Here is a 26,371-nt window from a genome sequence, read left to right on the forward strand (position 1 = left end):
ATGGTTCCTTAAATGAGGTTGGCGATATCGATATCGTCTTGAACGGTTGCGGTTTGGACGTAATCGGGCTTATCCCCGCCTTGGTCCGGTTGGTAGGTAAACCAAATTTCCAGATCGACGTTAAGTCGTTCGGGGTCGATTTGGTCGGCACTAAAACGCTGAGGGGCGGGATCGTCGGCGGTAAACTGAAAAATTTGCTGCAAAGGCGGGGCGTCATCGCCGGGCAAATAGGCATAGCTGGCAGAAACCAGCACCGATGCAACCTGTAGCCAGTCCATGTTGGCGGCAATCATTAACACCCGCTGGTGATACAGGCTGGAGACCAGGTACACATCCTGGCTGGTCGGTTCGTTTAACAGCGCAGAGATATGGGGCGAGTTAACGGCGCTGTTGTATTCCTTGGTGACCTCAAACAAATACTGATCCGGGTTGGGCAGCATCACCGGATAGCTGTCCTGCTGCGTCGTCTGGCTAATCTGAAAGCTTTTCGACAGGCTGGCTACCGGCTGTCCGCTATGGCGGCAACGCAGGGTGACCAGGACCGACTGGTACCAGCGCCAGTCAAACAGGCTGGCGGCCTCAATGACAAAATCGTAGCGGCCGTAGACGGATTCAATATCCAGATAGACATCGTTCAATTCGGTTTGCAGCGCGCCGGAGCTGACCGACCTCACGCCGCCCACCGCCTGGTTGAGATAGACGGTGAAGTCATACTCGACGGGCCACAGCATTTTGCCGGTTTGCGGATCGATAATGCTCGGTGACCTGAACAACTTCGGCCCGATATCGCCCAGGCGGAAGGTGTATTGCTTGTTGTTCGAGCCATAACGCAGGCGCACCATCACCAGTTGAACGTTAACGTCCAGCTCGTCGGACAGCAGGCTGACCCGAACTTCACGGTGAGCGAAGAAGTCATCCTGCAGGTCAGTTCGGCTGATCACCCGCTCGGCCTGATAGTCGGTGCCGGCGACCAGTTCGGCAAACAGTGCCTGCGGATAAAGCGAGCGTTTGACCACCGTGGTTTCGCTCAGCTTGCCGCTTAAACGCCGCTGATCAATATCTTCTACCGACAGTCTTTGCAGATAAAAACCGGCGCTGGGCTTGGGTTGCTGCGGTACTTCGGCAAACACCGGGGTAAAGAACTCGCCGGTCAGGATCTGCGTCAACTCAGCTACCGCCTGCTTGAAATGCCCATCGGGATCGGTATCCCTGACTTTGATGGTCACCACTTTTTTGCTGATTAACTGCGATGAGGTTTCTTCGATATCGACGGAAAAAAACAGCAGGTTGAAACCGACCGACTGTTGCAGAAATTGGTAAACCTGATCCCAACGGGCTTCCAGTTCAAAAGTGGCTGGCGGCAACTGCAGCAGATAGTCAATTTTGTAGCTGATGGCGATGGGCGCCGTGGCGGGGGTCGCCATCAGGCTGGCCAGCAGAGCGATATCTGCGTCAGCCGGTAATTTGGCCAACAGATAGCAGTTTTGTTGGTCGCTCAGTGAAGTCTTGCTGGTTTGGCCGTCGATAAAGCCGGGAATGTTCAGCGTGGCGCTGCAAGCGATCGCCTGCATGGGTAATAACACCGCGTCGCGCGGCATGTCCGGGCTGGCCGCTGCCGCCAGCCGCGCCGCCTCGGGGCTGCTGGTTAACTGGGTTTGCAACGACAGCATGGCATAGTAAACCGTGGCCGGTTGGCTGCTGTTCCTGAATATCTGTAGCTGGACGGCGGGCTGATTGCCGTCAATAACGCTAATGCCCGGCGCCGCCGCGCAATAATAATAAATCGGCCTGTCCGGGTCGGCTCGGATAAAACAGATGTTTTGCACTACGACCTGAGTGTTCATAGCGACCATTCCATTTTATGAAGGTGAATCAGGGCAAAGAAACTTTGCCCTGGAGGGCTCAACGCATCAGAAAGTCACCACCACAATGGTGCTGGTTCCTGTCACTTCCTTCTCGACGGTTTTTTCCAGATTGTCAGCCCCGTAATACACCGTAGCGACGTAATGGATCTTCACCTCGTTGTCTTTTTCCGCCTGCATCAGGTCGAAGGTCAGATACTTGGTGAGTGATGTAGAATCAAACTCGGTCAGGGCGAGGGATTGGGATTGCGTAAAGTCCCATTTCGGGTAATACACCACCATTTCATAGGTGATCAGCGAGATATCCTTCTGGCTTGGCTTGAAGATAATGGTGTACTTCTGCACTTTTGGCAGGGCATTGGCGACCAGGATCTGGTGGCCACGGATCAGCCCATAACCCGGTAGTTGTGGGTTGGTCTCAACGCCGCTGGGGATATAGGTCAGGCTGTCCCCATCCAGGGTCTGGTAATCGGTGGAGAAATAAATCGGTTTATCCACATCAATGCCAATCGGGTAAATAAAAGGGTGAGGAGGCATCGACTCCCTGACTATCTGGCTGTCAGTCTTGAGTTTGACGCCCTTATCGGGATCGGAATATTGCGTTTTAATCACCACCTGGCTGAAGACTTTCCAGCCCATAGGATCGAGCAGCGTAGAAATGTCGGCATAAACGATGCCGCATTCGGCCACGTTGATGGAGATAACCAGATCCTGATCGCTCTGAAGTTCGCCAGAGTGATAGGGCTTGGCCTGCATGCCGGTGAAGTTGACGGTGTAGGAGTATTTAAATGCCCGGCCCAATTCGGGGTTGATAAACCATTTGCCGGTTTCTTTCGGCTCGCTGTCGCCTGGGGAAAACTGCAGCGTGCTCTGGTTGTCTTTGTCGTAGACGGCGGTCACCACGATATTGGCGACGTTATATTGTGCCAAATCCTGTGTGACATAGAACTTGGGCTGTATGTATTGGTAGAAAGGATCGTTGAGATCGTACTCTTTAAAATAGTCTTTCAGATTGGCTTCGCCGACGATGGACTGAATAGACGGCAACTGAGTCTGAGGGGCGATGGAGAAAGAGACCACCGAGTTTTCATCATAAACGCGGGTAAAGCTTTTGGTTTCGCTGAGGCTGGACTTGAATTTATCAAAACCGTCGGCTTCATTAAGCAATTCCAGGCTCATGTCCAACCCGGTTTGGCTGCTTAAAATTTGCTCTACCTGTTTTTGCCCCCAGGCGGTCAGTCCGTCCTTCCATTTAATGTATTGATCCGCTGTCATGCCCATTTCTGCGGCGGTCAGCCCGACCTGAACATCGATCTTGATCGCGCCTTTTTCGATATATTCGCGCTCAATTTTTTTCTCATCGGCCGACCAGGTGTGGTAGGTGATGCTTTGCGTCACCGATTTGGTGATTTCACTGTCGTAGCTGACCGTAACTTTGGCCGCCGGCAGGGAAGCATCCAGGTTGAAGTCGAAACGAATGCCAACGCTGGAGTTTTTATCGGTGCCTTTCAATACCTGCTCGAACAGGGTGGCACCTTCGCCGGTTAACGACAGGCTGAAAACGGTATTGTTATCACCCAGGCCTGATGGCGACAGCGTGGTGGGGATTTGACGGTAGAATTTCTCGTTGCTGTCCAGAATCAATGAAGCCTGTGCCGAGGTGAGTCTCGGGACTTGCAGCTTGATTTCTGTCGGCGTCAATTCCAGCACGAATTGGTCATTGCCTTTGTTGCTGTCATATAACGCGACAAACCTGGCAGCCTGATCGTCATTTAAACCGGTATTGCGCAACGCGGTATCCATAGCTGCTTTTTTGGTCGCATTTTCGGGGTCGGCCACCGAGGCCTGCTCGGCTTGAACATACTTGACGATCAGGGTGGATTTCGCGATCAGCGGATCTTTTAGCTTGCCGAGCAACTCGATAGCTATCTTGCTTTTCATCTCCGAATCAGGCTGTGGCAGCATCACGGTAAATTGCGCATAGCCACCCTGGTTGTCTTCACCCCGGTACTTGTAGAACATGAAATAGGGGCTTTTGGCATCCCTGGCGACAAACACCGGGATCTCGGGCACCACATAGAAAGTATTCTTATCAATACTGTCGCCATAGCAGGTAAAGGCATATTCCTTAATGCCCAGATATTTATCCGTGGCGATCTTGACCGATTGCTGCAAAGCGGTGGTTAACATAGGGTGTTCCTCTTGTTTATGTCACTTGTTGTATTGCAGTTTGACGGGGCTGGCGCTGGCCTGTAGCGGGCCAGAGTCGTAGGTTTTGGGGAATATCGAGTCGAGTTTGCCTTGCCATTGGTAGTCAACGCGGCCGTTTAAACCGGCGGCATGGGCATTAATCCACCAGTTGGCCTGCCACTGCTGGGCGGCAAATGAAAAGCTGAAGTTTTGTTTTTTTGCCTGACCTGCCGGCTGATAAGTGGCGGTGCCGCTAATCGACTTAAATTTCGCCTTCAGCTGTTCGGCCTCAAACAGCAGGCTATAGAACCCCAGGTCCTGCGGGGTGAGCGCCAGGCTGTCTTGCCAGCCGAGTTGGCTTTCATAGCTGGTGTAGTCGGAAAACGTCACTTTGAGGGTGATAACGCTGACCTCCTCAGTGGTTTTCAAGGTGACCGGGGGGAAGCTGGGCCACTGCATCGGCGTTTGCGACTGGGCATAACGCAGCTCGATCGACATGATGTTAAAACTCTTGGGATTGAACCCCAGACTCACCACGCATTCGCGGTGTTTTATCGGCTTGTCCGGCCGGGTAGGTTCGGGCAACGGCGTCGGCGTAAAAGTGATAATGCTGTCGGCGGGCAGTTGGCCAAGCAAGGCGGCAATATCCTGCTGCTGAGCCAGCAAATAGCGTTGCGGCACGCTATTGCTGTAGCTGACGTCGTAGTTGATCTTGCTGGGGATCTCATCGATGGAATGGATGTTACGCAGCGTATTGCTGACCAGCAGTGCTGCGGTATTCACCAGTGCGTTTCTGACCAGTTCGCGGGTCTGTTGCGAAGGATCGTTATCGAACTGTTCCAGCAGGATGATCACTCCGGCGTCAATTTGCTGATTAAGCAAAATGGCAATGGCTTCCGGCTGGCGTGCCTGCTGTTCGAAGGCCAGGGTTAGAAATGCCACCCAGTCGGTTTCCAACCTGGCAGCAACGCGGCTGCTAACGCTAAACCGGCTGTGAGTCGCCAGATAAACCTGGTTTTTTGCTCCGCGAATGGCGTTGTCCAGCAGGGCGGCTTCGGCATGGGTTAGCGGCATTTTTGACTGTTCGAATTCAACGTTATAACTGCCTGACTCCGGCTGGTGGACAAAGCGCAAAAACAACGACTGACGGATGTCGCCCTGTTGCAGGCTGATTTTCCCTGGCGCAGGGATGAAATGCTGGCGGATATAGGCTTCAATTGCTGCGGTATCCACCGGCAGATTGGGCGCGATAAAGGTCGCCAGGCCGCCACCGGGGCTGGTCAGCAAATGCAGCGCGCTGACCTTGCCTTCCAGCACCACCTGCGGGGTAAAGCTGCCATAGGTGTAACATTCCGGCGGCTGTGTTTGGTCGTGGAAAGCGAAAGCTCGGCCAAGCAGGAAAAAGTTCTGTAGCGTTTGTTGAGGATTCAAATCTTCAGCGTTCATTTTTCACCTTTGATATCAATCGATTGATCGCCGGTCACATACGCCGACCATTGGCCCGAAGGGGGCTGGTAGCGGAATCCGCAGGCAAAGATAGAAGTGACCGTCCACAGGTAATCGAAACTGTTCTGTTGGTGGGTGAAGGTATGCTCCGTAGTGCGGTCGGTGCCCTGGGCTTGAAAGAGCACCGTGGCTTTGAGCATTTTAGTGGGCAGAATGACGGTGATCCGCGCTCGTTGTGAGCCAAACTGCGGGAAGCTGTAAGCCCCGATGGTGGTGGGCTGGGTCATCGGCATCGGCAGCGGCACGACGCCGCTGCCGGCAAGCTGATAGGCGGTTGCTTCGGCGTAGGTTTCTTCACCGAGGATCGGGCAGCTGAAGTAGGGGGCGGCGGCGGTCAAGGCCAAATCCTGCTGCCAGCCGGCAGAATGATAAAGCCCGCTAATTCGGCTTTCCCGGGCAAAACCCGGATCAATATTGATGGTCAGGAACTGGCAGGGTAACGCGGCGTAATCGAGCACCAGAGCCTGTTGTTCGCACGATTGTCGTTCACCGCTTAGCGTGCGCCAGTCGCCATCCTGCGGATAATTAACCCGGATTTGGTAGAAGAAGGGTTCGGTCTCCAGTGAGCTGGTAAAAAAACGGAAGCTCAACCGGCTCTGATCGGAGCGCAACACCTGGGTTTGGCTCTGTTCCAGCGGGTAAATATCCCCCGGTGGCACGGTAAGTTGAATATCTATAGTGACGTTGCTTTTCAGCCCCAGCGGGAAGGCGTAGAAAACGTCTATCTCCCGTTCACCCTGTGGAATTGGCGGGGCGGTAGTGCGGTGAATAATGGTCTCGGGCGAGACTTTGGCAATTTGCTGTGCGGCGGCGAAAGGATCCAAAATAAAGCACAGCGGGCGCTGGCTCAGCACCACCGAGTCGAGTTTAAAGATCACCCGGCCGCCTTGAGCCGGTACCCGCAGGGTGATCATCGCCGTATTGCTGGATGCGGGACCTGCGTAGGCAGAGCCCAACAGATTGTAGAGTCGGTCAAGGAACGTCTGGCTGAAAAGCAGATTTTCCTCGGGCTGGTTCTCCGGCAAGGGGGGGCTGATTTGCAGCGGCAGCAACGCCAGATTTTGGTAGATATATTGCGTCAGCAGGCCATAGTCAAAGGCTACCCGGTCATCGTTAACCAGAGGTGTGCCTTTGGCTCCGTCGGTCAGGAGCAGCATCAGCGCGCGGGGATCAAACTCGACGGAATACGCCAGGCGCGGCGATACCCCCTCAACAAAGCCGTCCAGCCGGGCATTAAAACCGAGGGTATCGTCGAGCAGGGTTTTCTCAATCAGCTGGGTACTGGCCGAGTTCAGCAAAATAATAAACTGGATACACTGAGCCGAATACCAGGTGGCGTCATAGCTTTGCCCGCGAAGGGCGCTGTGATACTCAATCGGCACGTCAAAGCCCAGGCTGCCGGGTAACACCGGCAACACCTTCACCGCTTTATCCGGGTGTTGCTGCTTGAAATTCACCAGACTTTGGCCTGCGGCATACTGCAGTTCGGTAGTGAAATTCAGCCAACCGTAAATACTGTCGGTGCTGGGGCTGCGAACAATATCAAGCGAGAAAGCCAGTGGATCCGCAACCAGAATACTGACGGAGTCCGGGTATAAGAAATAGCCATCATTCTGTTGGTAGGTAGCGATAAACCTAAGTTGATCGCTAATGATAATCTGCTGAAAATCCGGGTAGCCCTGATACATGAGTTATTTACCCGCCGCGTTGAGATGGTTGTGATAATCCTGATGCCATTCTTTTGGCAGTTTGCTCAGGATATTCGCCGGGCGCTGGTAATATTCATCCTCATAGATACGTTGCATCTGGAGGTCACCGACCAATATGCCGTTGGCATACAGGGTGTTGTCGTCGTACTGATCCTGCTCAGCGGGAGTCACAGCCGTTAGTTGCAGGTTATACACCTTCAGGTCGCCTTGCTGTTGCACGAGGCTTATAATTTCGCACTCACTATCCAAAGTGATTAATTTGGTTGAATGGTTTAATTCACGAGCAATCACCACGCCGGCTGAAGTAATAAACGGGTGGCCAAGACTGGAGGTAATGTTTTTTATTTCACCTTTGTTGTTTTTTACGGTTATTTCGATGAAATTACGTTCCTGGCCAGTAGTGATGGCTTCAATTCTGAGCGGTATATTGTTTTTCGATAATACGGACTCACCGACAGCAAGCTCGGAAATCATTTTTTCCCTGCCATCCTGCATCAGGATTTTTGTGTTCTCAGCCAGACAACCATAAACAATACGCATTGGTTTTAATGATTCTGTGTTTAGAAAACGTTGGTCAGGCTCAAGGCTTTTAGGAGCGTTGGTGATAAAGGTCGCAATGCTTTTTCCGTCGACATTGAGAATGACTTTGAAAACATAATAAACCCATTCGCCGGATTCAAAGTCAACCTGATTGAATCTTAGCCAGTCCAGATCCCAGGAGATATTGTCACCATTAATTCTGGTGTTGGCTGAATTGAAAATATTGTAGTTGGCGAAAGGGGTGACAGGATCGCCGCCGGCACGAGTACGTATCAAATAAATGGTATTACTGGCTTTAACAGGCTGCCCCCCGTTGAGCTCAATTTTCCCCAGGTAGGTAATATTGCCTTTAATAGGTACCCTGACCGAACCGTCATAATTATTGCGGTAATCACAGTCGGCCTCATCGCGGGTTAGGCAGATCTTGATTTCATTTGTATTAATAAGACTCCGCGGTGATTCATTATAGATAATTTTCGGATAACTCTGGCTGGTAATGATTTCTGCCCCGTACACCGTCTGGTTACCGATAGTCTGAGCAAAGGTATAAATCACCGTGACCGGATAATCTGCAGAAATCTGGCTACCCGGATAAACCCCGTCGGCACTCAGGGTGCAGTCTGCGGCGTAGACATAGGCCTGGTTGTAGTTAACCTGCCCGACATTGCCGGCTTCACCGTCAAACAACCCAAGGGTCTGCGTGACGTTAGTCGCCGAGACAGGCAGGGAACCTATGGCATTGGCGCGATAAGTTCGACCGTCGGTAGAGTCCAGCCTGACGATACTGTAAACCGGTTGAGCGGAGCCATTACCGGCATCGCTCAACCGGCCGGTACTGAGTTTAAGCCGTTTTGTCTGTTGCCAGCATTGAGTAAACTGCGGAGTATTGCCCGTGGTAAGACCGGCAAGTTTTAATTGAATATCGTAAAAGCTGACCAGCAAAGGATCGCCGGGCTCAATAATAAACAAACCGGCATTGCTATACTTGCTGATGACATTTTTAACAATAGTCTTCTCATCTGACGTATAACCTTGTGTGATCATAATATCAGCACCCAATAAGTTTCAGACATAAACGTGCGTAAGCGATGGTGGCAATGAATAAAACCATAGCTAATTAAACGATTAATAATTTATTTACAGGTTTCTTTGCAATAAGCGTAAATGGCACTCAGCGTGTCGGAACCAAGGTATTCTCCGAATTGACCATCGGTAGGATCTATATGAGGGTCCTGCGTCATGGCATACAGTTCTTGAGCAAACATATCTTTGGTGGCAGAGGGCTTGTTTTTAAAATAGGTTTTTAATTTTCCCTTGCTGACTTTACGTATCCAGGCGAACTCGCCGCCAAGCGCTACTGTACCAGTGAAGGTAAATACCTTGCTGGTATAGAAAGTAATATCATTGGGAAAAACTTTATAGCGAACAACTTGCTGAACTTCAATATTATGCAGGGTTTCTTCCCAGGTCTCTCTTTTGATAACGTTTAAGGCAAAGTTCTTGCCGTCAACCGGGCCGTCTTTGGCATCAGCAGTTCCGCCAAATAACATTGGGCAACCTCTGGCAAAACCTTCATTTTTCAAACCTAATAGAATAAAGTCATCATTCCCAACAGCAGCCGGATTGCTGTCAAGAATGACGTATTTTTTAATCGGCATGGTCTGGTCCTTATACATTGGTGAGTATAAAAATAGAATTTATTTTTCGGGTCGGGAGCGATGAATTACTCAACTTCAACAATAGCAATGGCGACTAAAAAATCAACTGACACTTAAAAATAAATGAAGTATTTTTTTGTTTGCATTGAGATAACCAAGCAAATCACAGCGTTAAAAAAATAAAGAAAAATTTATTTAAAGAATCAAATAAACAGGAGGGTTTTGTTTTTGTTTCGCGACTTCCGATCTTTAATTTCATTAAATCAATGAATTGAACGGCAAGGGTGATAAAGTCTTTTTAGAGTTGTTAAAATAATTCATGACACTTAGCTAAGCAATTAATTGTGTGATAGGAATTTCTTTAATCATAAAGGTTGTGAATAGTTAATTAAACAGTTGAAATAGTCATCATATTAGTTGGGTAATGATATTTATACTTTGCTAATGATATGGAAGGGCGATGATTTGCCAAAGTGTTCGCCAGATTGTTCCGGTGAACACTTTAGCGTCGATGCCATCAGGTACGGTTGGAGCGCCAATAGTGCTGTCGCTGGGTGTCCCACTGGGAACAGTGGTGGGTTGGCGCAGCGCTTTTGGCGTGTCAGACGTTATCCACGCGCGGATTCGAGTGGGTCGGCTGGCTCGGATACTCCACCTGGTGTTTATGCAGATAGTCGCGTATCAGCTGGCGGATCACCTGGGAGGGGGTGACGTCCTGCTGCAAACACAGCTCTTCCAACGCTTTTTTCTTATCAGGATCAATGAGTACGGTCAGACGTGCCGTTTTCTTTTCCATGATGGTGGCTCCAGAGAATAATAATCAAATGACAACAGTAAAAGGGCAGTACCGACTTAGCTAAAGTGCAAGCGTTCAATCTTGCGTGACAGGTAGCCGAGGTCACAGTTAAAACTCGGCCCGACTTCAGCACTAAGCTGGCGCAGCAGGTTTAGCGGCGTCTCGATTTCAGCCAATGTGGCATAGATAATCACGTTGCCGCTGGGCGCAACACAGTACAACACGCTGTTAAATACCCGGTGCAAACTGTGGTACAGCAGTGAGTCTTCATCGGGCACTTCATGGTAGTTCAGCACCAGCCAACCTTGTGGTGAAAGCCGTCCGGCACAGCGCTGAAGAAAGCTTTGCGTACCCTGTTGCGGATCCATGCTGAAAGCGCTGTAGAGATCGGAAAAGATCAAATCATACAGCCGGGTTACCGGGGCTCGTAAAAAATCGCCCGCATCAGCAATGCGCAAGACAACCGTTTCGTCGGTGGGTAAGGTGAAGTAACTTTGCGCAACAGAAACCACCGCCTCGCGCAGTTCTACCACTTCCAGCAGCATACTGGGGTCATAGGCATGCAATGCCCGCACCAGACCGCCGCCACCCAATCCCAGGATCAGCGCTGCCGAAGGTGGCTGCCAGGCCACCGCCATCAGCATGGTTTTGATGTAGTTGTGAACCGGTACCTGTGGCGCGTCGATACACATTTTGCTCTGCTCGCAGATACCGTCAAAACGCAGGGTTCGGTAGCCCTTGTGGTCAGAGACAATAATTTCACCGCAGTGGTCTTGCTCGCGGGCAATCACCTGACCGCGAGGAGAAAAATCCAGGCTATTGAGCAGCTTATCAACCATAGACATAGTAATTTCTTTAAGCCTCCATCAAAAAACGGTGGTGCTACTTACGAGCGCACATAAACTCGGCGGTACAGATACGGCGGCCATTTACCGTGGCACGCCCGGTAAAGCGGGCAAGGCCGGAGCGCTGTCGGACAAAGGCGACATCCATACGGAGCTGATCGCCAGGCCGCGCCGAGCGATAGAAACGAGCGTGATGAATGGCGGCAAAATAGTAATGTTCACCGGGTAATAGCGGGCTGAGGAAGTAATGAGCCAACAAGCCAGTGGTCTGTGCCAGCGCCTCCACCATTAATATGCCGGGAAACACCGTGGTCTGGTGGTGGCCAGTCCAGAAGGTTGGTTCATTGGCAGTGATATTTTTAATGGCACTCAAGCGGCCTTCGGCAACGGCAGTGCCGTCAGGCACAATGCGGTCAACCAGCAGACAGGGGAAGCGGTGCGGCAGGATAGATTGAACATCCTGAAACTGTAGTGGTTTACCATTGAGCGGCATGATTGATTAGGGTCCTGTCAGCGGGACAAAGCTCAGCTTGTGCTGGTGTCTGTGCCTGTCGAAGTGTAATAACATTATAATGTTATTATCATCTGATGCACCAAGTGAAATTAGGCCTATAAGTGGATAAAGGTTTATTGGTGACAATGTCACTAAAAAGAAGATTTTAAAATTCGACTCAATCCATTGATTAATATTAAGTTTAAACAGGAAGGGATTAGCCGTCAGCAAAGGGTGACGGCTAATGGGGGATCATTTTTTGTCGCGTGTCAGTTTATCGAGATAGCCCATCACAAAGGCGGAAAGCACAAAGGTGAGGTGGATGATTACATACCACATCAGCTTATTGTCCGGCACGTTCTTGGCATCCATAAACACCCGCAGCAGGTGGATGGATGAAATGGCAACAATGGATGCGGCCACTTTGCTCTTTAGCGAAGTGGAGTCCATTTTGCCCAACCAGCTCAGCTTTTCTTTGTCGTCGCTGATATCCAGTTGCGAAACAAAGTTCTCGTAGCCCGAGAACATCACCATCACCAGTAATCCGCCTACCAGTGCCATGTCTATCAGCGACAGTAGCGTCAGAACCAGATCCGCCTCGGCTATGGCGAAAATGTTTGGCAGAACGTGGATGATCTCCTGGAAGAATTTTATCGACAGCGCCAGCAAGGCCAGCGACAGGCCGAAGTAAACCGGGGCAAGTAGCCAGCGAGAGGCGTACATGGCATTTTCTAGAAAGCGTTCCATAGTCTTCTGAGTTCGTTACAAAAAGTGGGCCACAGTATAGCGCAACAGGCCTGGCAACTGGCAAGTGGCGCGATTGAGGGGCAACGCCCTGGATTATCCCTGGTCGGCGGCGTTGGGTTATTCGCACTAATAATTGGATATTAAAAAGATGATTACGCCGCGATGAATTATTTCATCAAAATATATTGAGGTATCTGAGAATCATACTAGCATTTAAATGCTGCGATATGATGTTGCGGTAATTCTATATATCGAAATTTTATTTCTATATAACGGAAATGAATTAACCTACTGGAGATGGACATGGACAATTCCCTAAATGGAAAGACCAGCGGTTGGGATGATGTTAATGATTTGCTGAATTATCATAATAGAGGAAATGATTTAATCATCAATAATAAGCCTTCTTTTGGCGTGGAAGAGGCTGGGAAACAAATAGCGCGTAGTGAGCAGACCTGGAATGGCATTCATGTCACCGGCAAAGGTGCCACCGTCACTTATTCGTTCCCTGACTGGGACTATAATCAGAGTAATTTAAATTTCCGATTTGGCACCAATAATCAAGATACCGGCCTTAGCGCCTTTACCGCAGAGCAAAAAGCTCAGGCCAAGCTGTCGCTGCAATCCTGGGCTGATGTAGCTAACCTTAAGTTTGTTGAAGTTGCCCCGGTTCAAAAGTCCAATATAACCTTCGGAAATTATGAGGGTTCTGGCCAGGCTTATGCAATTAAGCCATTCAGCGGGGCGGGTAACGACTATCGTGGACATAATACCGATGGTCAAAGCTGGTTCAACATCAATTACGATTATGCAGATCCCCGTGATGGGGTTTACGCCAACCTGCATCCTGAATTGGGTAACTATGGCCGCCTGAGCATTACCCATGAACTGGGGCATACGCTGGGTCTGGATCATCCTGGAAAATATAATGCCGATGAAAATAATCCACCCAACTACAGCATGGCGAATTATGCCGAGGACACGCGTCAATTCAGCGTAATGAGCTATTGGAACGAGTCACTCACCGGCGGTGATAACGGTGGTCATTTTGCTGCCGCGCCGCTGGTTGACGATATTGCCGCGATTCAGTATCTCTATGGCGCCAATACCACTACGCGCACCGGGGACACGGTGTACGGATTCAATTCCAATACCGGGCGGGATTTCTACACGCTGACGGACAGCAACCAGAAGCTGGTGTTCTCTGTCTGGGATGCAGGCGGTAACGACACGCTTGATTTCTCTGGCTATACGCAGAACCAACGCATCAATCTGACGGAAGGATCCTTCTCTGACGTTGGCGGGTTGAAGGGCAATGTTTCCATCGCCGTTGGTGCTGTGATTGAAAATGCCATTGGTGGTTCAGGTAATGATGTAATTGTCGGCAATGATGCGGCCAATATTCTCCATGGTGGTGCGGGTAATGACGTTATTTACGGTGGCGGCGGGCAAGATCAGCTATTCGGCGGCAGCGGCAAAGATATCTTTGTTTTCTCTGCGGTGAGTGATTCGCCGTTCAAATCCCCAGATAAAATTCTGGATTTTGAAACCGGCATCGACAAAATCGATCTGTCCTTCTTTAATCATGGTGATAATGGCGCAGGGTTTATTCATTTCGTCGACGCTTTTAGCGGCCAGGCGGGAGAGGCATTGCTAACCTATAATTCACAAAGTGATTTAAGTGAGTTGGCTATAAATATAAATGGCCAGGCCACTCCGGACTTCCTGATTAATATTGTCGGGCAAGCGAATACTGCCACCGACTTTATTGTTTAAATCAGTCACGGTGGGTTACGCCCACCGTTTTTTAAGGTCTTCATTCGTCATCCCTCCTGAGCCTCTTCTCTCTGTCCCAGTGTCTGCGCTGCGTTGTAAGGATTTGGTAAATAACAGGGGATTTGTCGGGAATATATTCAATATCACCACAATAGCATTGCTTGTGATAAGCGTTATCATTATCATTCGTGGCGTAAGGTCTACGTAGAAAGACCCTCATTCTAGCATTGTTACATTTTATTAATATTATTGCCCTTGGTTATGTATCGAGGGGAGAAGCAACTGCGAGCGAATACTAATAATTAATGCAGGGTTTACACATGTGCAGAGCTTTTAATTATCAGGGGATTATCGGGCGGTCAGTCCTGTGGGGGACGTTGTTCGCCACCGGTTTTAATGCCAATGCCGAAGTAAATAAAACCTTAATAGAAAAAAACACGCAAAATGAGGAGGAAATAACGGTCGTTACCCCCGTCATTGAGAAGAAAGCCGGAACAATAACCACGATCACTGCGCAAGATATGCAAAAGAAAGGGGGCAATGATTTCGGTTCGATTATGCGTTATGAACCGCTGATTAGTGCCACCGGCGTCAGCGGAGGCTCCTCTTCAGGCAAAAGCGGGTTTGATCGCAGTGGCTACACCGGTTATAACATCCGTGGGTTAGAGAGCAACCGCGTCGGGTTGGATGTCGACGGTATTCCGCAACCGGATGCCACCGGACGCAGTTATGTCAGTCGTGCCGGCCTCAATACTTTTGGCATTGGTCGCGACTATCTTGATCCTTACATATACGGCCAGGTGGATATCGAGTCGGGGGCCACCGCCACCGAACGCAGTAATACCTCAATCGGTGGTGCGGTGTCGTTCTCACCGAAGTCGGCGGATCAGTATCTGTCACCGACCAAACCGACTTACTTTGGTTACCAAAGCGATTACGACTCTGCCAATCGCAGTTGGCATAACGGTATTACCGCCGCCGCAGGGGACGAGCAACTGCGTGGGGTGTTTGTTTATAGCCGTCGTGACGGTCAGGAAACGCGTAACAACAGCGGTACTCACGACGCTTATCCGGCTAACTGGCATTCAAATGCGCTAATGGCCTCTGGTATCTGGCAGCCGAACGACGAACATAAGTTCACCGGTACGGTGGATTATTACGACAAAACCAACCATACCCATTACGACAGTTGGAACTCGGCTGGCAGCACCATCCTGGGTACCGCACAGCAGCAGAGTAATACGCGTCGTTGGGGTGTCAGCCTGAAAGACGAATGGACACCGTACAATGATTTCATCGACACCCTGACATCGAAAGCCTACTACCAGCAAACCCAGGCGCATGACAACACCTACATGCCGACCAGTACCGGCAGCATGGAGCGGGTTTACTCCGACTACAACGTCAATACCTACGGTTTTGAAACACAGGTCGCCAAAACATTGGGCCGGCATACGCTGAGTGGTGGACTCAATGGGCGAGTTACCGATACCAAGCGGCCATTCCGTGAAGAACCTGCCCCCAGTGCATTCAGCGCCATTATGCAGCCGGAATCAAACAGCCGTAGCTACGTGTTGGGTGGCTTTGTGCAAGACCGGATCCAGTTTGATCTCGACAGTCACGCTTTTACCGTGGTGCCGGGTGTACGCGTGGCTCACCAGAGTACGAAACCGCAGGATCTGAGCAGCCTGACCACCGGCAGCACGGTGCTGACGGAGTCCGAGTTGGAAACGCTGTACGGCAAAAGCAACACCGACACCCAGGTATTGCCGTCACTGAGCTTCCAATACGATATCACCCCGGCGTTAATGACTTATCTGCAGTACAAGCGCGGGGCGCAATTCCCGAATGCCAGCCAGCTTTATGGCTCCTGGAACCTCGGTTCCAGCTATGCGGGTACGGCTCAGTATGCGTTGATCGGTAGTGCCGATCTGAAAACCGAGACCAGCAACAACCTGGAATGGGGTGTAAAGGGCGAAGTGGTGGAAGGCGTAACGATGCGTACGTCACTGTTCTACAACACCTATAAAAACTTCATTGCCTATACTCGCTACCAGCGAGCCACCAGTCCGGGAAAATTCAGCAATGTGCCGGCCAATATTTACACGATTTATCAGGCAGAAAACCGCGACAAGGCCTACATCTACGGAGGTGAAGTCAGCACCCGTCTGAATTTTGGCACCTGGTTTGAGCAGGTTAACGGGCTGAGCGCGAATTTTGCGCTGGGGTATAACCAAGGTAAATCCAAGTCCAGCTACTCCGGCGATAAATATGTCGATATCGATAGCGTAGCGCCAATGAAGGCGATTGTGGGCGTGGCGTGGGATGATCCGGCGAAACGTTACGGGGCGGCAGTTACCGCGACCTTTGTTAAAGGCAAGCAGGCGACGGCCACCAATCGTGAAAGCTATAGCAACGCCAGCGGCAGCACACTCACCGACGCGACGACCGAGTATCTGCGCGTGCCGGGTTACGGTCTGGTGGACATGTCTGCCTACTGGCAGGTAGCCCGCAATGTGAAGCTGAGTGGCGGCATGTATAACATCACCGACAGAAAATACCGCGATTACCTGAGCAGTCGTGAACTCACGGACTCAACCAATCAGGATGCTTATGATAATGCGTTGGCTGTGATGCCGGGAAAAACCTTCCAGCTAGGTGTCAACGTCGATTTCTAAGCTTAAACTTAATGCCAACGCCGTCTTTCATCCGAAGGGCGGCAATATCATTGCTGCACTCAGGGGCGAAGCCGCGTCAAATCGATCTGCCACTTATTGATTTTGTTGTACAGCGTAGTGCGTGACAGCCCGAGTATCTGGGCGGCCTGCCTCAAATTGCCGCCATTGGCTTCAATCACCTGAATGATATGAGCGCGTTCATTGTCTTCCAGCCGGCTTGAGGGAATAGGAGCCGGTTCAGGGGCAATGCGGCGGATATCCTCGGGCAGGTCACCTACGTCAATCAGTAATCCTTCACACAGGTTTACCATCCGCTCCACCAGGTTCTCCAGTTCGCGCACGTTGCCCGGCCAATGCCAGGCGTTGAGGCAGGCCATCGCTGGGGGTGAAACCTGCGGCGGGACTTTTTTCAGCCGCGTACTGAGTTTGTGAATAAAGCCGTTGACCAGTCCGGCGATGTCGTCCCGGCGTTCACGCAGCGGCGGAACCGGGATCGAGAGCACGTTCAAACGGTAATAGAGATCGCGGCGAAAGGCGCCTGTCTCCACCGCTTGCACCAGGTCGCAATGGGTGGCGGCAATGATGCGCACATTCACTTTTACCGGCTGCGCCGCCCCAATGCGTAGCACTTCGCTTTCCTGCAGCACCCGCAACAGACTGGTTTGCGCTTCCAGCGGCATTTCACCAATTTCATCGAGCAGCAGGGTGCCCCCGTCCGCCAGTTCGAACTTGCCGGCAGAGCCACCACGGCGCGATCCGGTAAAGGCACCGTCCACATAACCAAAGAGTTCGCTCTGCACCAAATCGCGCGGTAAGGCACCGCAGTTGACGGCGACAAAGGGTTCGTTGCAACGCCCGCCGGCATTGTGGATCGCCTGGGCGAACAACTCCTTGCCGGTGCCGCTTTCGCCGGTCAGCAGTACCGTGCTGTCACTGCGACTGCAGGTGCGCGCCTGCATGATGGCCTCACGCATACGGCTGGAATGGCCATATATCATCTCAAAGGTATAGCTGGCGCTAACCCCCATTACGCGGCGAGTAATGGCACGGATACGCTGATTTTCACGTACTGAAAGCACCCGACCCTCATCCGGCGCGGGCATCAATGAAATCACGCAGGAGAGGGCCGGTTTACCGGCTGGCATAAACACCATTTCACGATCGTTACAAAATGGCATGGTCAGCAGCGAGCCGGACTGCGGGCGCAGCAGGTCATCGATCGATTCGTTGCCCGGCTCCAGAGCGTCAAAAATCTGGCGGGCATAGCGATTGACGGTTTTCAGGCGGCCCTGGCGATCGCAAACCATCACGCCTTCATTCAGGGTTTCCAGAATGGACTGCTGTTCGGCCAACAGTCGCTGCAGCTTGAGCTGTTGACCGACGGCCTCCGCCGCTGCCTGCACGGTGCCCAGCGTGTGGGCATTGAAGTTATCCGGCGTAGCGGTGAGCGTCAGCACGCCAATCATCGTTCCCTCGGCGTCACGTACCGGTGCGGCGGCGCACTGGCGATGGCGTTGCCGCAGACCCATCTTCCAGTTTTCGCCGCTTAACACATACACCAGGCGCTGTTCCAGCAAGCAGCGCGCAGTGCAGTTGGTGCCCTGAACCTCTTCACGCAGAATACTGCCGACCGGCGTCATGTCCGCACCGCAGTAGTGGAGGGTGACGCCGTTGGCATCGGTCAGATTGATGTGTCCGTCGGGGTTGTAGGCCAACAGATTTTCCATGATGCTGCGTGCCACGCCAATCAGCCCGGCGTTGTGCAATAGGATGGCCTGTAGTTGCTCTGCCGGCGGTGCGTGATAGACAAACTCATCGGGGTCAATACCGTACTCGCGCGAGCGCCGCCATGATTGCAAGATTGACTTGCGGATCCAGCCCGGCTGCCCCCCTTCGTTAAATGCTTGCCAGCCTTGCCAAAACAGGCTGTCCCATTCACTGGCCTCCGGCCCTTCGGGCAGACTGAAGATCGGGTCGCTCTCATCTTTGATTGGCAGCAGGCCGGCGGCGGTGTGCATCGGGCAACTCCGTGTTGGAATGTAATGTCCATTTTATTGACATGTGAAATTGACATGTCAATTTAGTTGTCACTTTGTTATGGCTATCTGTGCAACGCCTCACAAATTCCCCGGGTTTTAAGCTGGCATCCCCTTTGCAATACCCCTGGTGAACTCTGTTGCCCGTGAGGGCGTTACCCACATAAGGAATCAAGATGAGTCATTTACCCCAAACCCTGCGTGTTGGTCTGATTGGTGCAGGCCGCATGGGCAGTTTCCATGCAGAGTCGCTGGCGCGGCGTGTGCCGGGCGCGGTGCTGGTCGCGGTAGCCGATCCGTTACCAGGGGCCGCGCAGCGGCTGGCGGAACGTCTGGGTGTTAAGGCCCATAGCGATTTGCAGGCGATGCTGGATGACCCGACCATTGATGCCGTAGTTATCGCTTCTCCGGCGCGGACCCATGCACAATGGGTGATAGCGGCGGCCGGGGCGGGTAAGCACGTATTCTGTGAAAAACCGATGGCCGTCACGCTGGAGGAGGCAGATTGCGCCATCGCCGCCGCCAATCAGGCGGGTGTGGTGCTGCAGGTAGGCTTTAACCGCCGTTTTGTTACCGGTTTTGCCGCGGCCATTGCTGCCGTCAAGTCGGGCGAAAATGGCACCACCCAGTTGTCCCGCTCGGTAACGCGAGATCCGCAGTTGCGCGATCCGGCACCGATCCCTGCGTGGACCATCTTTCTGGAAACCCTGATCCATGATTTTGACACCTTGCTGCATTTCAACCCCGGAGCCAGACCCGTAGAGGTTTACGCCCTGGCGGATGCGCTGGTGCGTCCTGACTTCAAGGACAAGGGGTTGCTGGATACGGCAGTGGTTACCATTCGCTTTGATAACGGCGCTATCGCCACTGCCGAGGCTAATTTCCAGGCGGTTTACGGTTATGACGTACGCGGTGAAGTGTTTGGCAGTCAAGGCATGTTGCAGGCGGGCAATATCAATTTAAACAACTGCGTGCGTTATCACGCCGGGGGTATCGCCATTGAGACTTCGCGCCAGGATACCGATTTGCTGCACGACGCCTACGTGGCGGAGCTGACCGAATTCGCTCAATGCATTCAACAAGGACAAAAGCCACGGGCGACGGGGCAGGATGCGCGCAATGCATTGGAAATCGCACTGGCCTGTATAGCGTCGGTACAGCAGGGCAAACCGATCAGGTTGGGGGATCAATAATGGCGAGTTTTCAGCTGTCCGTTTGCGCAGAAATGGTGTTTCTCGACTTGCCGTTTGTCGAACGCGTGGTGCGTATTGATGCGCTGGGTTTCGGCGTTGAAATCTGGAACTGGGCCAATAAAGACCTTGATGCCTTGGTGGCTACCGGAGCGCGCTTTACTTCGATGACCGGTTATCTCAGCGGCAACCTGACCGACGAAGAGGAAATCGCTCAACTGCTGCAAAGCGCTGAGCAGTCGCTGGCGGTGGCGCAACGCTTGAACTGCCCTAGCCTGAATCTGCACGGCACCGGCCTGGACTCGCAGGGGCTGCCGGTGAAACCGGTGGCGGTGGTGACGGGCGCGATGTGGCTGAAGGCGGCCAATACGTTAAACCGATTGGCACAAATGGGGGAACAGGCCGGTAAAGTTTTCACGCTGGAAAACCTCAACCTGCCGTTGGATCACCCGGGTACGCCTTTTGCCAAAGCTGACGATACTTTGGCCTTGGTGGAGGCAGTTAATCGACCGGGGCTGAAGATGAACCTCGATCTTTACCATGCGCAAATTGGCGAAGGCAACCTGATCGAGCTGATCCGTCGCTGCGGCCCGGCAATCGGTGAAATTCAGGTGGCTGACGTGCCGGGGCGAAAACAACCCGGTACCGGCGAAATTAATTACCGCGCCATCGCCCGTGCGTTGGACGAAATCGGCTATCAGGGGGTGGTAGCGATGGAAGGCTGGGCATCCGGTGACAGCACCGAGGCGCTGCACCAGTTCCGCGACCATTTCACCCTATAAACCGAAGCAAACCGGGTATTGGCCTGTTGCCCGGAATAAACAGTGATGCGTTGATTTAAATAAAAAAACAAACCTCAACCTACAGGATGTCACCATGAAAACCAAAACCTTGTTGTTGATACTGCTGAGCATGGTCATGGCCTTCAGCGCCCAGGCGAAAACCTATAAGGTCGGCGTAGCGCTGGCCAATTTCGATCTTAACTTTGTCTCTATCTTGCGTTCGCAGATGGTCAGTGAACTCAAGCAGTTGAATATGGACGGACAGTTTGTCGATGCCAAAGGGGACGTGGCGTTACAGGTGCAGCAGGTGGATGACTTTATCAACCTCGGGGTGGACGCGATTATCCTCAATCCGGTCGATACCCAGGGCGTTAAGCCGATGATGGATGCGGCCGAACGTGCCAACATTCCACTGATTTTTGTCAACCGCAAACCAGAGGTAAAACTGGGCAAAGCGATGGCGTACGTTGGCTCTGACTCGGCGGCGGGCGGTGAGATGCAGATGGAAGCCCTGGCGAAACAGATGAACTATCGCGGTAACGTGGCGATCCTGATGGGGGCGCTGTCCAACGAAGAGGCTCGCGAACGCACGCGTGCGGTGGAAGCGGTGATCGCCAAGTATAAAGATATGAAGGTGCTGGAAAAACAGACCGCCAAATGGCAGCGCAATGAGGCGGTGGATGTGGTGTCCGGTTGGTTGCTAAATGGCCGTCCGATTGACGCCATTGCCGCCAACAATGACGAAATGGCGATTGGTGCCATCATGGCGTTGAACCAGGCTAAAAATAAAACCATTTTGGTGGCGGGCATTGACGGTACCCCGGACGGCCAGCAGTTTATCAAAAATGGCGGTATGACCCTGACCATCTTCCAGGACGCCAAGGGGCAGGCCATCGGGGCGGTGCAGGTGACCAAAGCGCTGCTGGAAAAGCAAAAAACCGAGCCGTACAACTGGGTGCCTTATAAAATCATCACCCGGGATAATCTGGCCCAATTTATGGCGGGCAACTCGAAGTAAGCGAAGAAATCCTGGCGGCCGGTAGAGTGATTAAGCGTTGCTATTTCATTTATCGGCCGTTATGCCATTGTCAAAATAATGCCCGTCATCTCTCCTCGAAAAATTGATTGATAATTATTTTCTTTTACATCTTATCAATGACCTAAACGACTGCTTTAATGATGAACTAAATTCAGGTTCGTGGTTGGCGGAGTAACAAGATGTTCTCACGTTTTTCAACGTTAAGCCGTATCCCCAAGGGGGTTTGGGTACTGGGTGGCGTCAGTTTGTTAATGGATGTCTCTTCGGAAATGATCCACAGCCTGCTGCCTTTGTTTATGGTGACCACCCTGGGGGTCAGTGTGGTGGTGATTGGCTTGATTGAAGGGCTGGCCGAAGCCACCGCGCTAATCATCAAGGTATTTTCTGGCGTACTCAGTGACTATCTGGGCAAGCGGAAAGGGCTGGCGCTGCTGGGGTATGGGTTGGGTGCCGTCAGCAAGCCTTTGTTTGCTGTTGCCAGCTCATCCGGCGTCATTCTTGGTGCCCGTTTGTTAGACCGGGTGGGCAAGGGGATCCGTGGTGCGCCCCGTGATGCTTTAGTGGCTGATGTCACACCTGCAGAGATCCGCGGTGCTGCTTTTGGGTTACGCCAATCGCTGGATACCATAGGGGCTTTTTTGGGGCCGCTATTGGCCGTTGGGTTAATGTTGCTGTGGCACGATGACTTCAGGGCCATTTTTTGGGTTGCGGTGATCCCGGGTGTTTTAGCTATCGCCCTGCTGTTTTTCGGCCTTCAAGAGCCTAAATCACCGATTGAGCATAAACGCACCAATCCGATTAAGCGTGAAAATCTGCGGCGGCTGGGGAAAGCCTATTGGTGGGTGGTCGGTCTGGGGGCGGTATTTACGCTGGCCCGATTCAGTGAGGCATTTCTGGTATTACGTGCGCAGCAAATGGATATTCCTCTGGCCTTAATCCCTCTGGTGATGGTGGCGATGAATGTACTTTATGCATTATCTGCCTATCCCTTTGGCAAACTTTCTGATCGTATGAGCCACAGCAGTATGCTGCAAGCCGGTTTAGTGGTGTTGATAGTGGCAGATATCGTATTGGCCGTCAGTCACCATTGGATAGGTATCCTGATCGGTGTGGCGTTGTGGGGGGTACATATGGGGATGACCCAAGGCCTGCTGGCCGCCATGATTGCCAACACTGCCCCAGCCGACCTGCGCGGAACGGCCTACGGAATGTTCAACCTGATGAGCGGGGTGGCGTTGCTGCTGGCGAGTCTCGGTGCCGGTTTATTGTGGCAAATCTGGGGCGCGGCCTCGACCTTTTACGCCGGTGCTGCCATCTGTGTGATCACCCTGGTGGGCATGCGTCTGGCACCTGTGGTGTACAAGAACGCCTGACAGCGGATTACGTCGCCGCTGGGATCATAAACAGCGTAAATCCAGAGTGCCAACGGGCAGATTCAGCCTGTTTGACGACGCTATCTGTTTGATAATCGGAGCAACAGTGACCGTTCCTTCAACAGAGAGAATCGCCCATGCACTTTACTCAAGCCATTGCCAGACTCCCTGCCGATAGCTGCGCCAGCGGCCAGACCACCGCCCAGTTGGGGACGCCGGATATTGCCGCCACCGGCCGCCAGTTTTTGGCCTATATGGACACTTTGCTCCGTCTGGGGCTAAAAGTGACAGTGTTACCGGCTGCCCCGGCATTTCCTGACGCCCACTTTGTTGAGGATACTGCGGTCGTGATGCCGGAGCTGGCGGTGATCACCCATCCGGGTGCGCCAAGCCGCCAGGGCGAAGTGACCACCATTGCACCGCTGTTCGAAGGGGAACGCCCGGTAGTGCGGATGAGCCAGCGCGGCCATCTTGATGGTGGGGACGTGCTGCTGGTCGATCGTCAGTTTTTTGTCGGTCTGACGTCTCGCACCGATGAGGCCGGTATCAGCGAATTTGCTGCGGCGGTAGAGCCCTATGGCTACCGGGTCACGGCCATTGAGGTCAGCGCCGGGCTGCACCTGAAATCAATCGTAAACTACGTGGGCCGCAATACCCTGTTGCTGACCGGAGACTACCAGCACCATGCTGCCTTTAGCGGTTTTAACAGCATCGTCATTCCTGAAGCGGAGTCCTACGCCGGCAATACGTTGTGGATCAACGATACGCTGATCACCCCGCAAGGTTACCCACAAACGCTGGCGCAAATCGAAAAACTCGGCATGCCCATCGTTCAACTCGACACCAGCGAATTTAAAAAAATGGACGGCGGCCTGACCTGCCTGTCACTGCGTTTCTGACACTTTCTTTTACCGGGGATCTCAGCCATGAAAAAAACATTCGCAGTTTTACTGACCAGTCTGGCATTGGGCGGCCCAGCCGCGGCTCAGACCTTCGACACCATCAGCTTTGGCGTTGACGGCGGTTATCCGCCGTTTGACGTGTTGGCACCCAGCGGTGAGATCACCGGTTTCGATATCGATATCGCCAATGCGTTGTGTACCCAGCTGCATGCCAAATGCGTGTTCGTCAAACAACCCTTTGAAAGCATGATTGCCGCGCTCAATGCCCATAAGTTCGATGCCATTATCGCGTCGTTAACCATTACCGATGAACGCAAGAAAGAGGTGGATTTTACCGACCGTTATTACCGCAGTTCTGCCCAGTTGGTGGCGCGTAAAGGTAGCGCACTGTTGCCGGACGTCGCCAGCCTGAAAGGCAAAACCGTTGGCGTGCAGACCGGTTCAATTCATGAGGCCTATGCCAAACAGCACTGGGGCGGAAAAGGGGTGAAAATTGTCTCTTACGCCAACCAGGATAATGTCTATCTGGATCTGATGTCCGGGCGCATCAATGCGTCATTGCAGGACAACACCCAGGCTGCCAGCAGCTTTATCGATACCCCACGCGGGCAGAAATTTGCCTTCGCCGGGCCGGTCATTAAAGACAGCACTATCTCTTCTGACGTTGGCATTGCAGTGGGTAAAGACAATCCGGCGCTGCGCGATGCGCTAAACGGGGCTATCAAGGCGATCCGCGCCGACGGGACTTATCAGGCGATCCAGAAAAAATATTTTAGCTTCGACATTTACGGCAACTAAACCGGCTCGGATCCAGTCATCCAGGGGAGGCCATAAATGGTCGCAGAGTATTTACCGTTGCTGGCACATGGCGCGTTACTGTCGCTGTGCGTGATGCTGGTTTCACTGGCGGTGGCGTTGACGCTCGGCATGATCAATGCGCTGATCAAACTCTTTGGTCCGCGCTGGTTGCGTTGGGTATCGACTGGCTACACCACGTTGGTGCGTGGCATCCCCGAGTTGGTGATCATGCTGTTGCTGTTCTTTGGCGGCGAAATGCTGGTCAATGGCATACTTGGCCTGGTGGGATTGGGGCCGCTACGTTTCAACACCTTCATCTCTGGCGTGCTGGCCATTGGCTTTGTGTTTGGCGCTTACTACACCGAAACTTTTCGCGGCGCCTTTCTTACCGTGGAACGGGGTCAACTCGAGGCGGCAATGGCCTATGGCATGCGGCCGGGCCAGGTTTTTCGCCGCGTACTGTTGCCGCAGATGCTGAGCTTCGCCATTCCCGGTATCAACAACAACTGGCTTGGGCTGATGAAAGCCTCGGCGTTGGTGTCAATTCTCGGGCTGGAGGACATGGTGTGGCTGGCGGAGCAGGCAGGGCGGGCCACGCAAAAGCCTTTCCTGTTCTATTTCCTGGTGGCGCTGATTTATATGACGATTACCGCTGTCTCCAGTTGGGGCTTTAGCCGACTGGCACGGCGCTACGCGTTGGCTTCCTCACATTCGGCAGGAGCACGCTGATGAATCTGCAAAATATGCTGGAGGCAGCACCGAGCTTTTTGTGGAGCGACGGTTCCGACGTGACCGGGCTGGCGATGACCGCCAGGCTGTTCTTGCTGTCGGTGGTGCCGGGATTACTGTTGGCAGCGCTAATGGCGATCGGTCAGGTCTATGGCCCGCGCCCGTTGTCGTGGATTATCCGCAGCGTGACTTACTTTTTCCGTAGCACGCCGCTCTACCTGCAGTTGATGCTGATTTACTACGGCCTGTCACAGTTTGACGTGGTGCAACTGGGCTGGCAGAACGACCAGCCTTTCTGGCTGCTGTTTCGCGACGCCACTTTCTGCGCCACGCTGGCGTTGGTACTCAATACCAGTGCTTATGTTGCCCAGCTGTTGGCAGGCATGATGGAGACCTTCCCGCGTCAGGAGTGGATTGCCGGTGAGGCCTATGGCATGAGCCAGTGGCAGATCATCCGCCGTCTGGTGCTGCCGGCAACGCTGCGCCGCGGCATTCCGGCACTGAATAACGAGATGGTCTTCCTGCTGCATGCCACCTCGCTGGCCAGCACCGTCACGCTGCTGGATATCACCGGCGTGGCTCGCGCCTTTTATGCCGCTACCTATTCACCCTTTATTCCGTTTCTGATGGCGGCAGCGCTATACCTGCTGTGTACTTTCCTGCTGATCTTCATGTTCTCACGGGCGGAGCGTCGCTGGCTGGCCTTTATCCGCCGCGATTGA

The 26,371-nt window shown here is 52.7% G+C and carries 21 protein-coding genes; 10 read left to right on the forward strand and 11 right to left on the reverse strand.

The features are described 5' to 3' along the window. Positions 1 to 8: 8 nt before the first annotated feature. The 10 genes from E5C26_RS12055 to E5C26_RS12100 form a co-directional block, all read right to left on the reverse strand. Positions 9 to 1,844, reverse strand: coding sequence for a hypothetical protein (locus E5C26_RS12055; RefSeq protein WP_135316513.1), 1,836 nt, complete (start codon positions 1,842 to 1,844; stop codon positions 9 to 11). 66 nt (positions 1,845 to 1,910) lie between these two features. Further along, complete coding sequence (locus E5C26_RS12060; RefSeq protein WP_135316514.1) at positions 1,911 to 4,052, reverse strand: hypothetical protein; 2,142 nt, start codon at positions 4,050 to 4,052, stop codon at positions 1,911 to 1,913. Positions 4,053 to 4,073: 21 nt separating this feature from the next. Then, the gene (locus tag E5C26_RS12065; RefSeq protein ID WP_135316515.1) at positions 4,074 to 5,498 is read right to left on the reverse strand and encodes a hypothetical protein; all 1,425 of its coding nucleotides are present in this window, start codon (positions 5,496 to 5,498) and stop codon (positions 4,074 to 4,076) included. Beyond that, a complete protein-coding gene (locus E5C26_RS12070) occupies positions 5,495 to 7,246 on the reverse strand; it encodes a hypothetical protein (protein WP_135316516.1) in 1,752 nt (583 codons plus the stop codon). Before E5C26_RS12070 ends, E5C26_RS12065 begins: the two co-directional genes overlap by 4 nt. Positions 7,247 to 7,249: 3 nt before the next feature. Beyond that, a complete protein-coding gene (locus tag E5C26_RS12075; RefSeq protein ID WP_135316517.1) occupies positions 7,250 to 8,851 on the reverse strand; it encodes a Hint domain-containing protein in 1,602 nt (533 codons plus the stop codon). 89 nt (positions 8,852 to 8,940) lie between these two features. Continuing rightward, the gene (locus E5C26_RS12080; RefSeq protein WP_135316518.1) at positions 8,941 to 9,465 is read right to left on the reverse strand and encodes a hypothetical protein; all 525 of its coding nucleotides are present in this window, start codon (positions 9,463 to 9,465) and stop codon (positions 8,941 to 8,943) included. 601 nt (positions 9,466 to 10,066) lie between these two features. After that, positions 10,067 to 10,261, reverse strand: a complete 195-nt coding sequence (locus E5C26_RS12085) for a ribbon-helix-helix protein, CopG family (protein WP_037415083.1) — start codon at positions 10,259 to 10,261, stop codon at positions 10,067 to 10,069. 56 nt (positions 10,262 to 10,317) lie between these two features. Then, on the reverse strand, positions 10,318 to 11,106 hold the full coding sequence (locus E5C26_RS12090; protein WP_135316519.1) for a spermidine synthase: 789 nt from the start codon (positions 11,104 to 11,106) through the stop codon (positions 10,318 to 10,320). 37 nt (positions 11,107 to 11,143) lie between these two features. After that, a complete protein-coding gene (gene fabZ / locus E5C26_RS12095) occupies positions 11,144 to 11,599 on the reverse strand; it encodes a 3-hydroxyacyl-ACP dehydratase FabZ (RefSeq protein ID WP_135316520.1) in 456 nt (151 codons plus the stop codon). Between the two features lie 252 nt (positions 11,600 to 11,851). Continuing rightward, positions 11,852 to 12,346, reverse strand: a complete 495-nt coding sequence (locus tag E5C26_RS12100; protein WP_012145114.1) for a TIGR00645 family protein — start codon at positions 12,344 to 12,346, stop codon at positions 11,852 to 11,854. Positions 12,347 to 12,649: 303 nt separating this feature from the next. Here E5C26_RS12100 and E5C26_RS12105 point away from each other — a divergent pair, with 303 nt between their 5' ends. Then, the gene (locus E5C26_RS12105) at positions 12,650 to 14,122 is read left to right on the forward strand and encodes a serralysin family metalloprotease (protein WP_135316521.1); all 1,473 of its coding nucleotides are present in this window, start codon (positions 12,650 to 12,652) and stop codon (positions 14,120 to 14,122) included. 320 nt (positions 14,123 to 14,442) lie between these two features. Then, positions 14,443 to 16,800, forward strand: coding sequence for a TonB-dependent receptor domain-containing protein (locus E5C26_RS12110; RefSeq protein ID WP_135316522.1), 2,358 nt, complete (start codon positions 14,443 to 14,445; stop codon positions 16,798 to 16,800). Between the two features lie 59 nt (positions 16,801 to 16,859). On the opposite strand, the gene E5C26_RS12115 is transcribed toward E5C26_RS12110, so the two are convergent. Then, entirely contained in the window at positions 16,860 to 18,818 is a 1,959-nt protein-coding gene (locus E5C26_RS12115; protein WP_135316523.1) for a sigma-54-dependent Fis family transcriptional regulator, read from the reverse strand. Positions 18,819 to 19,012: 194 nt separating this feature from the next. Here E5C26_RS12115 and E5C26_RS12120 point away from each other — a divergent pair, with 194 nt between their 5' ends. From E5C26_RS12120 to E5C26_RS12155, 8 genes are all read left to right on the forward strand, one after another. Further along, the gene (locus tag E5C26_RS12120) at positions 19,013 to 20,029 is read left to right on the forward strand and encodes a Gfo/Idh/MocA family oxidoreductase (protein ID WP_135316524.1); all 1,017 of its coding nucleotides are present in this window, start codon (positions 19,013 to 19,015) and stop codon (positions 20,027 to 20,029) included. Then, entirely contained in the window at positions 20,029 to 20,808 is a 780-nt protein-coding gene (locus E5C26_RS12125; protein WP_135316525.1) for a TIM barrel protein, read from the forward strand. Before E5C26_RS12120 ends, E5C26_RS12125 begins: the two co-directional genes overlap by 1 nt. A gap of 94 nt (positions 20,809 to 20,902) precedes the next feature. After that, on the forward strand, positions 20,903 to 21,826 hold the full coding sequence (locus tag E5C26_RS12130) for a substrate-binding domain-containing protein (RefSeq protein ID WP_135316526.1): 924 nt from the start codon (positions 20,903 to 20,905) through the stop codon (positions 21,824 to 21,826). Between the two features lie 200 nt (positions 21,827 to 22,026). Continuing rightward, positions 22,027 to 23,220 carry an MFS transporter gene (locus E5C26_RS12135; RefSeq protein WP_135316527.1) on the forward strand — a complete coding sequence of 398 codons (1,194 nt, stop codon included), beginning with the start codon at positions 22,027 to 22,029 and terminating at the stop codon, positions 23,218 to 23,220. A gap of 137 nt (positions 23,221 to 23,357) precedes the next feature. After that, on the forward strand, positions 23,358 to 24,119 hold the full coding sequence (locus tag E5C26_RS12140; RefSeq protein ID WP_135316528.1) for a dimethylarginine dimethylaminohydrolase family protein: 762 nt from the start codon (positions 23,358 to 23,360) through the stop codon (positions 24,117 to 24,119). Positions 24,120 to 24,146: 27 nt separating this feature from the next. Then, positions 24,147 to 24,920, forward strand: coding sequence for an ABC transporter substrate-binding protein (locus E5C26_RS12145; RefSeq protein ID WP_135316529.1), 774 nt, complete (start codon positions 24,147 to 24,149; stop codon positions 24,918 to 24,920). 36 nt (positions 24,921 to 24,956) lie between these two features. Continuing rightward, positions 24,957 to 25,649 (forward strand): ABC transporter permease, encoded by a 693-nt coding sequence (locus E5C26_RS12150; protein WP_135316530.1) that lies wholly within the window; start codon positions 24,957 to 24,959, stop codon positions 25,647 to 25,649. Next, a complete protein-coding gene (locus E5C26_RS12155) occupies positions 25,649 to 26,371 on the forward strand; it encodes an ABC transporter permease (RefSeq protein WP_135316531.1) in 723 nt (240 codons plus the stop codon). The genes E5C26_RS12150 and E5C26_RS12155 overlap by 1 nt, the downstream gene beginning before the upstream one ends.

This window comes from Serratia proteamaculans, assembly GCF_004684015.1.
Lineage (GTDB): Bacteria > Pseudomonadota > Gammaproteobacteria > Enterobacterales > Enterobacteriaceae > Serratia > Serratia proteamaculans_F.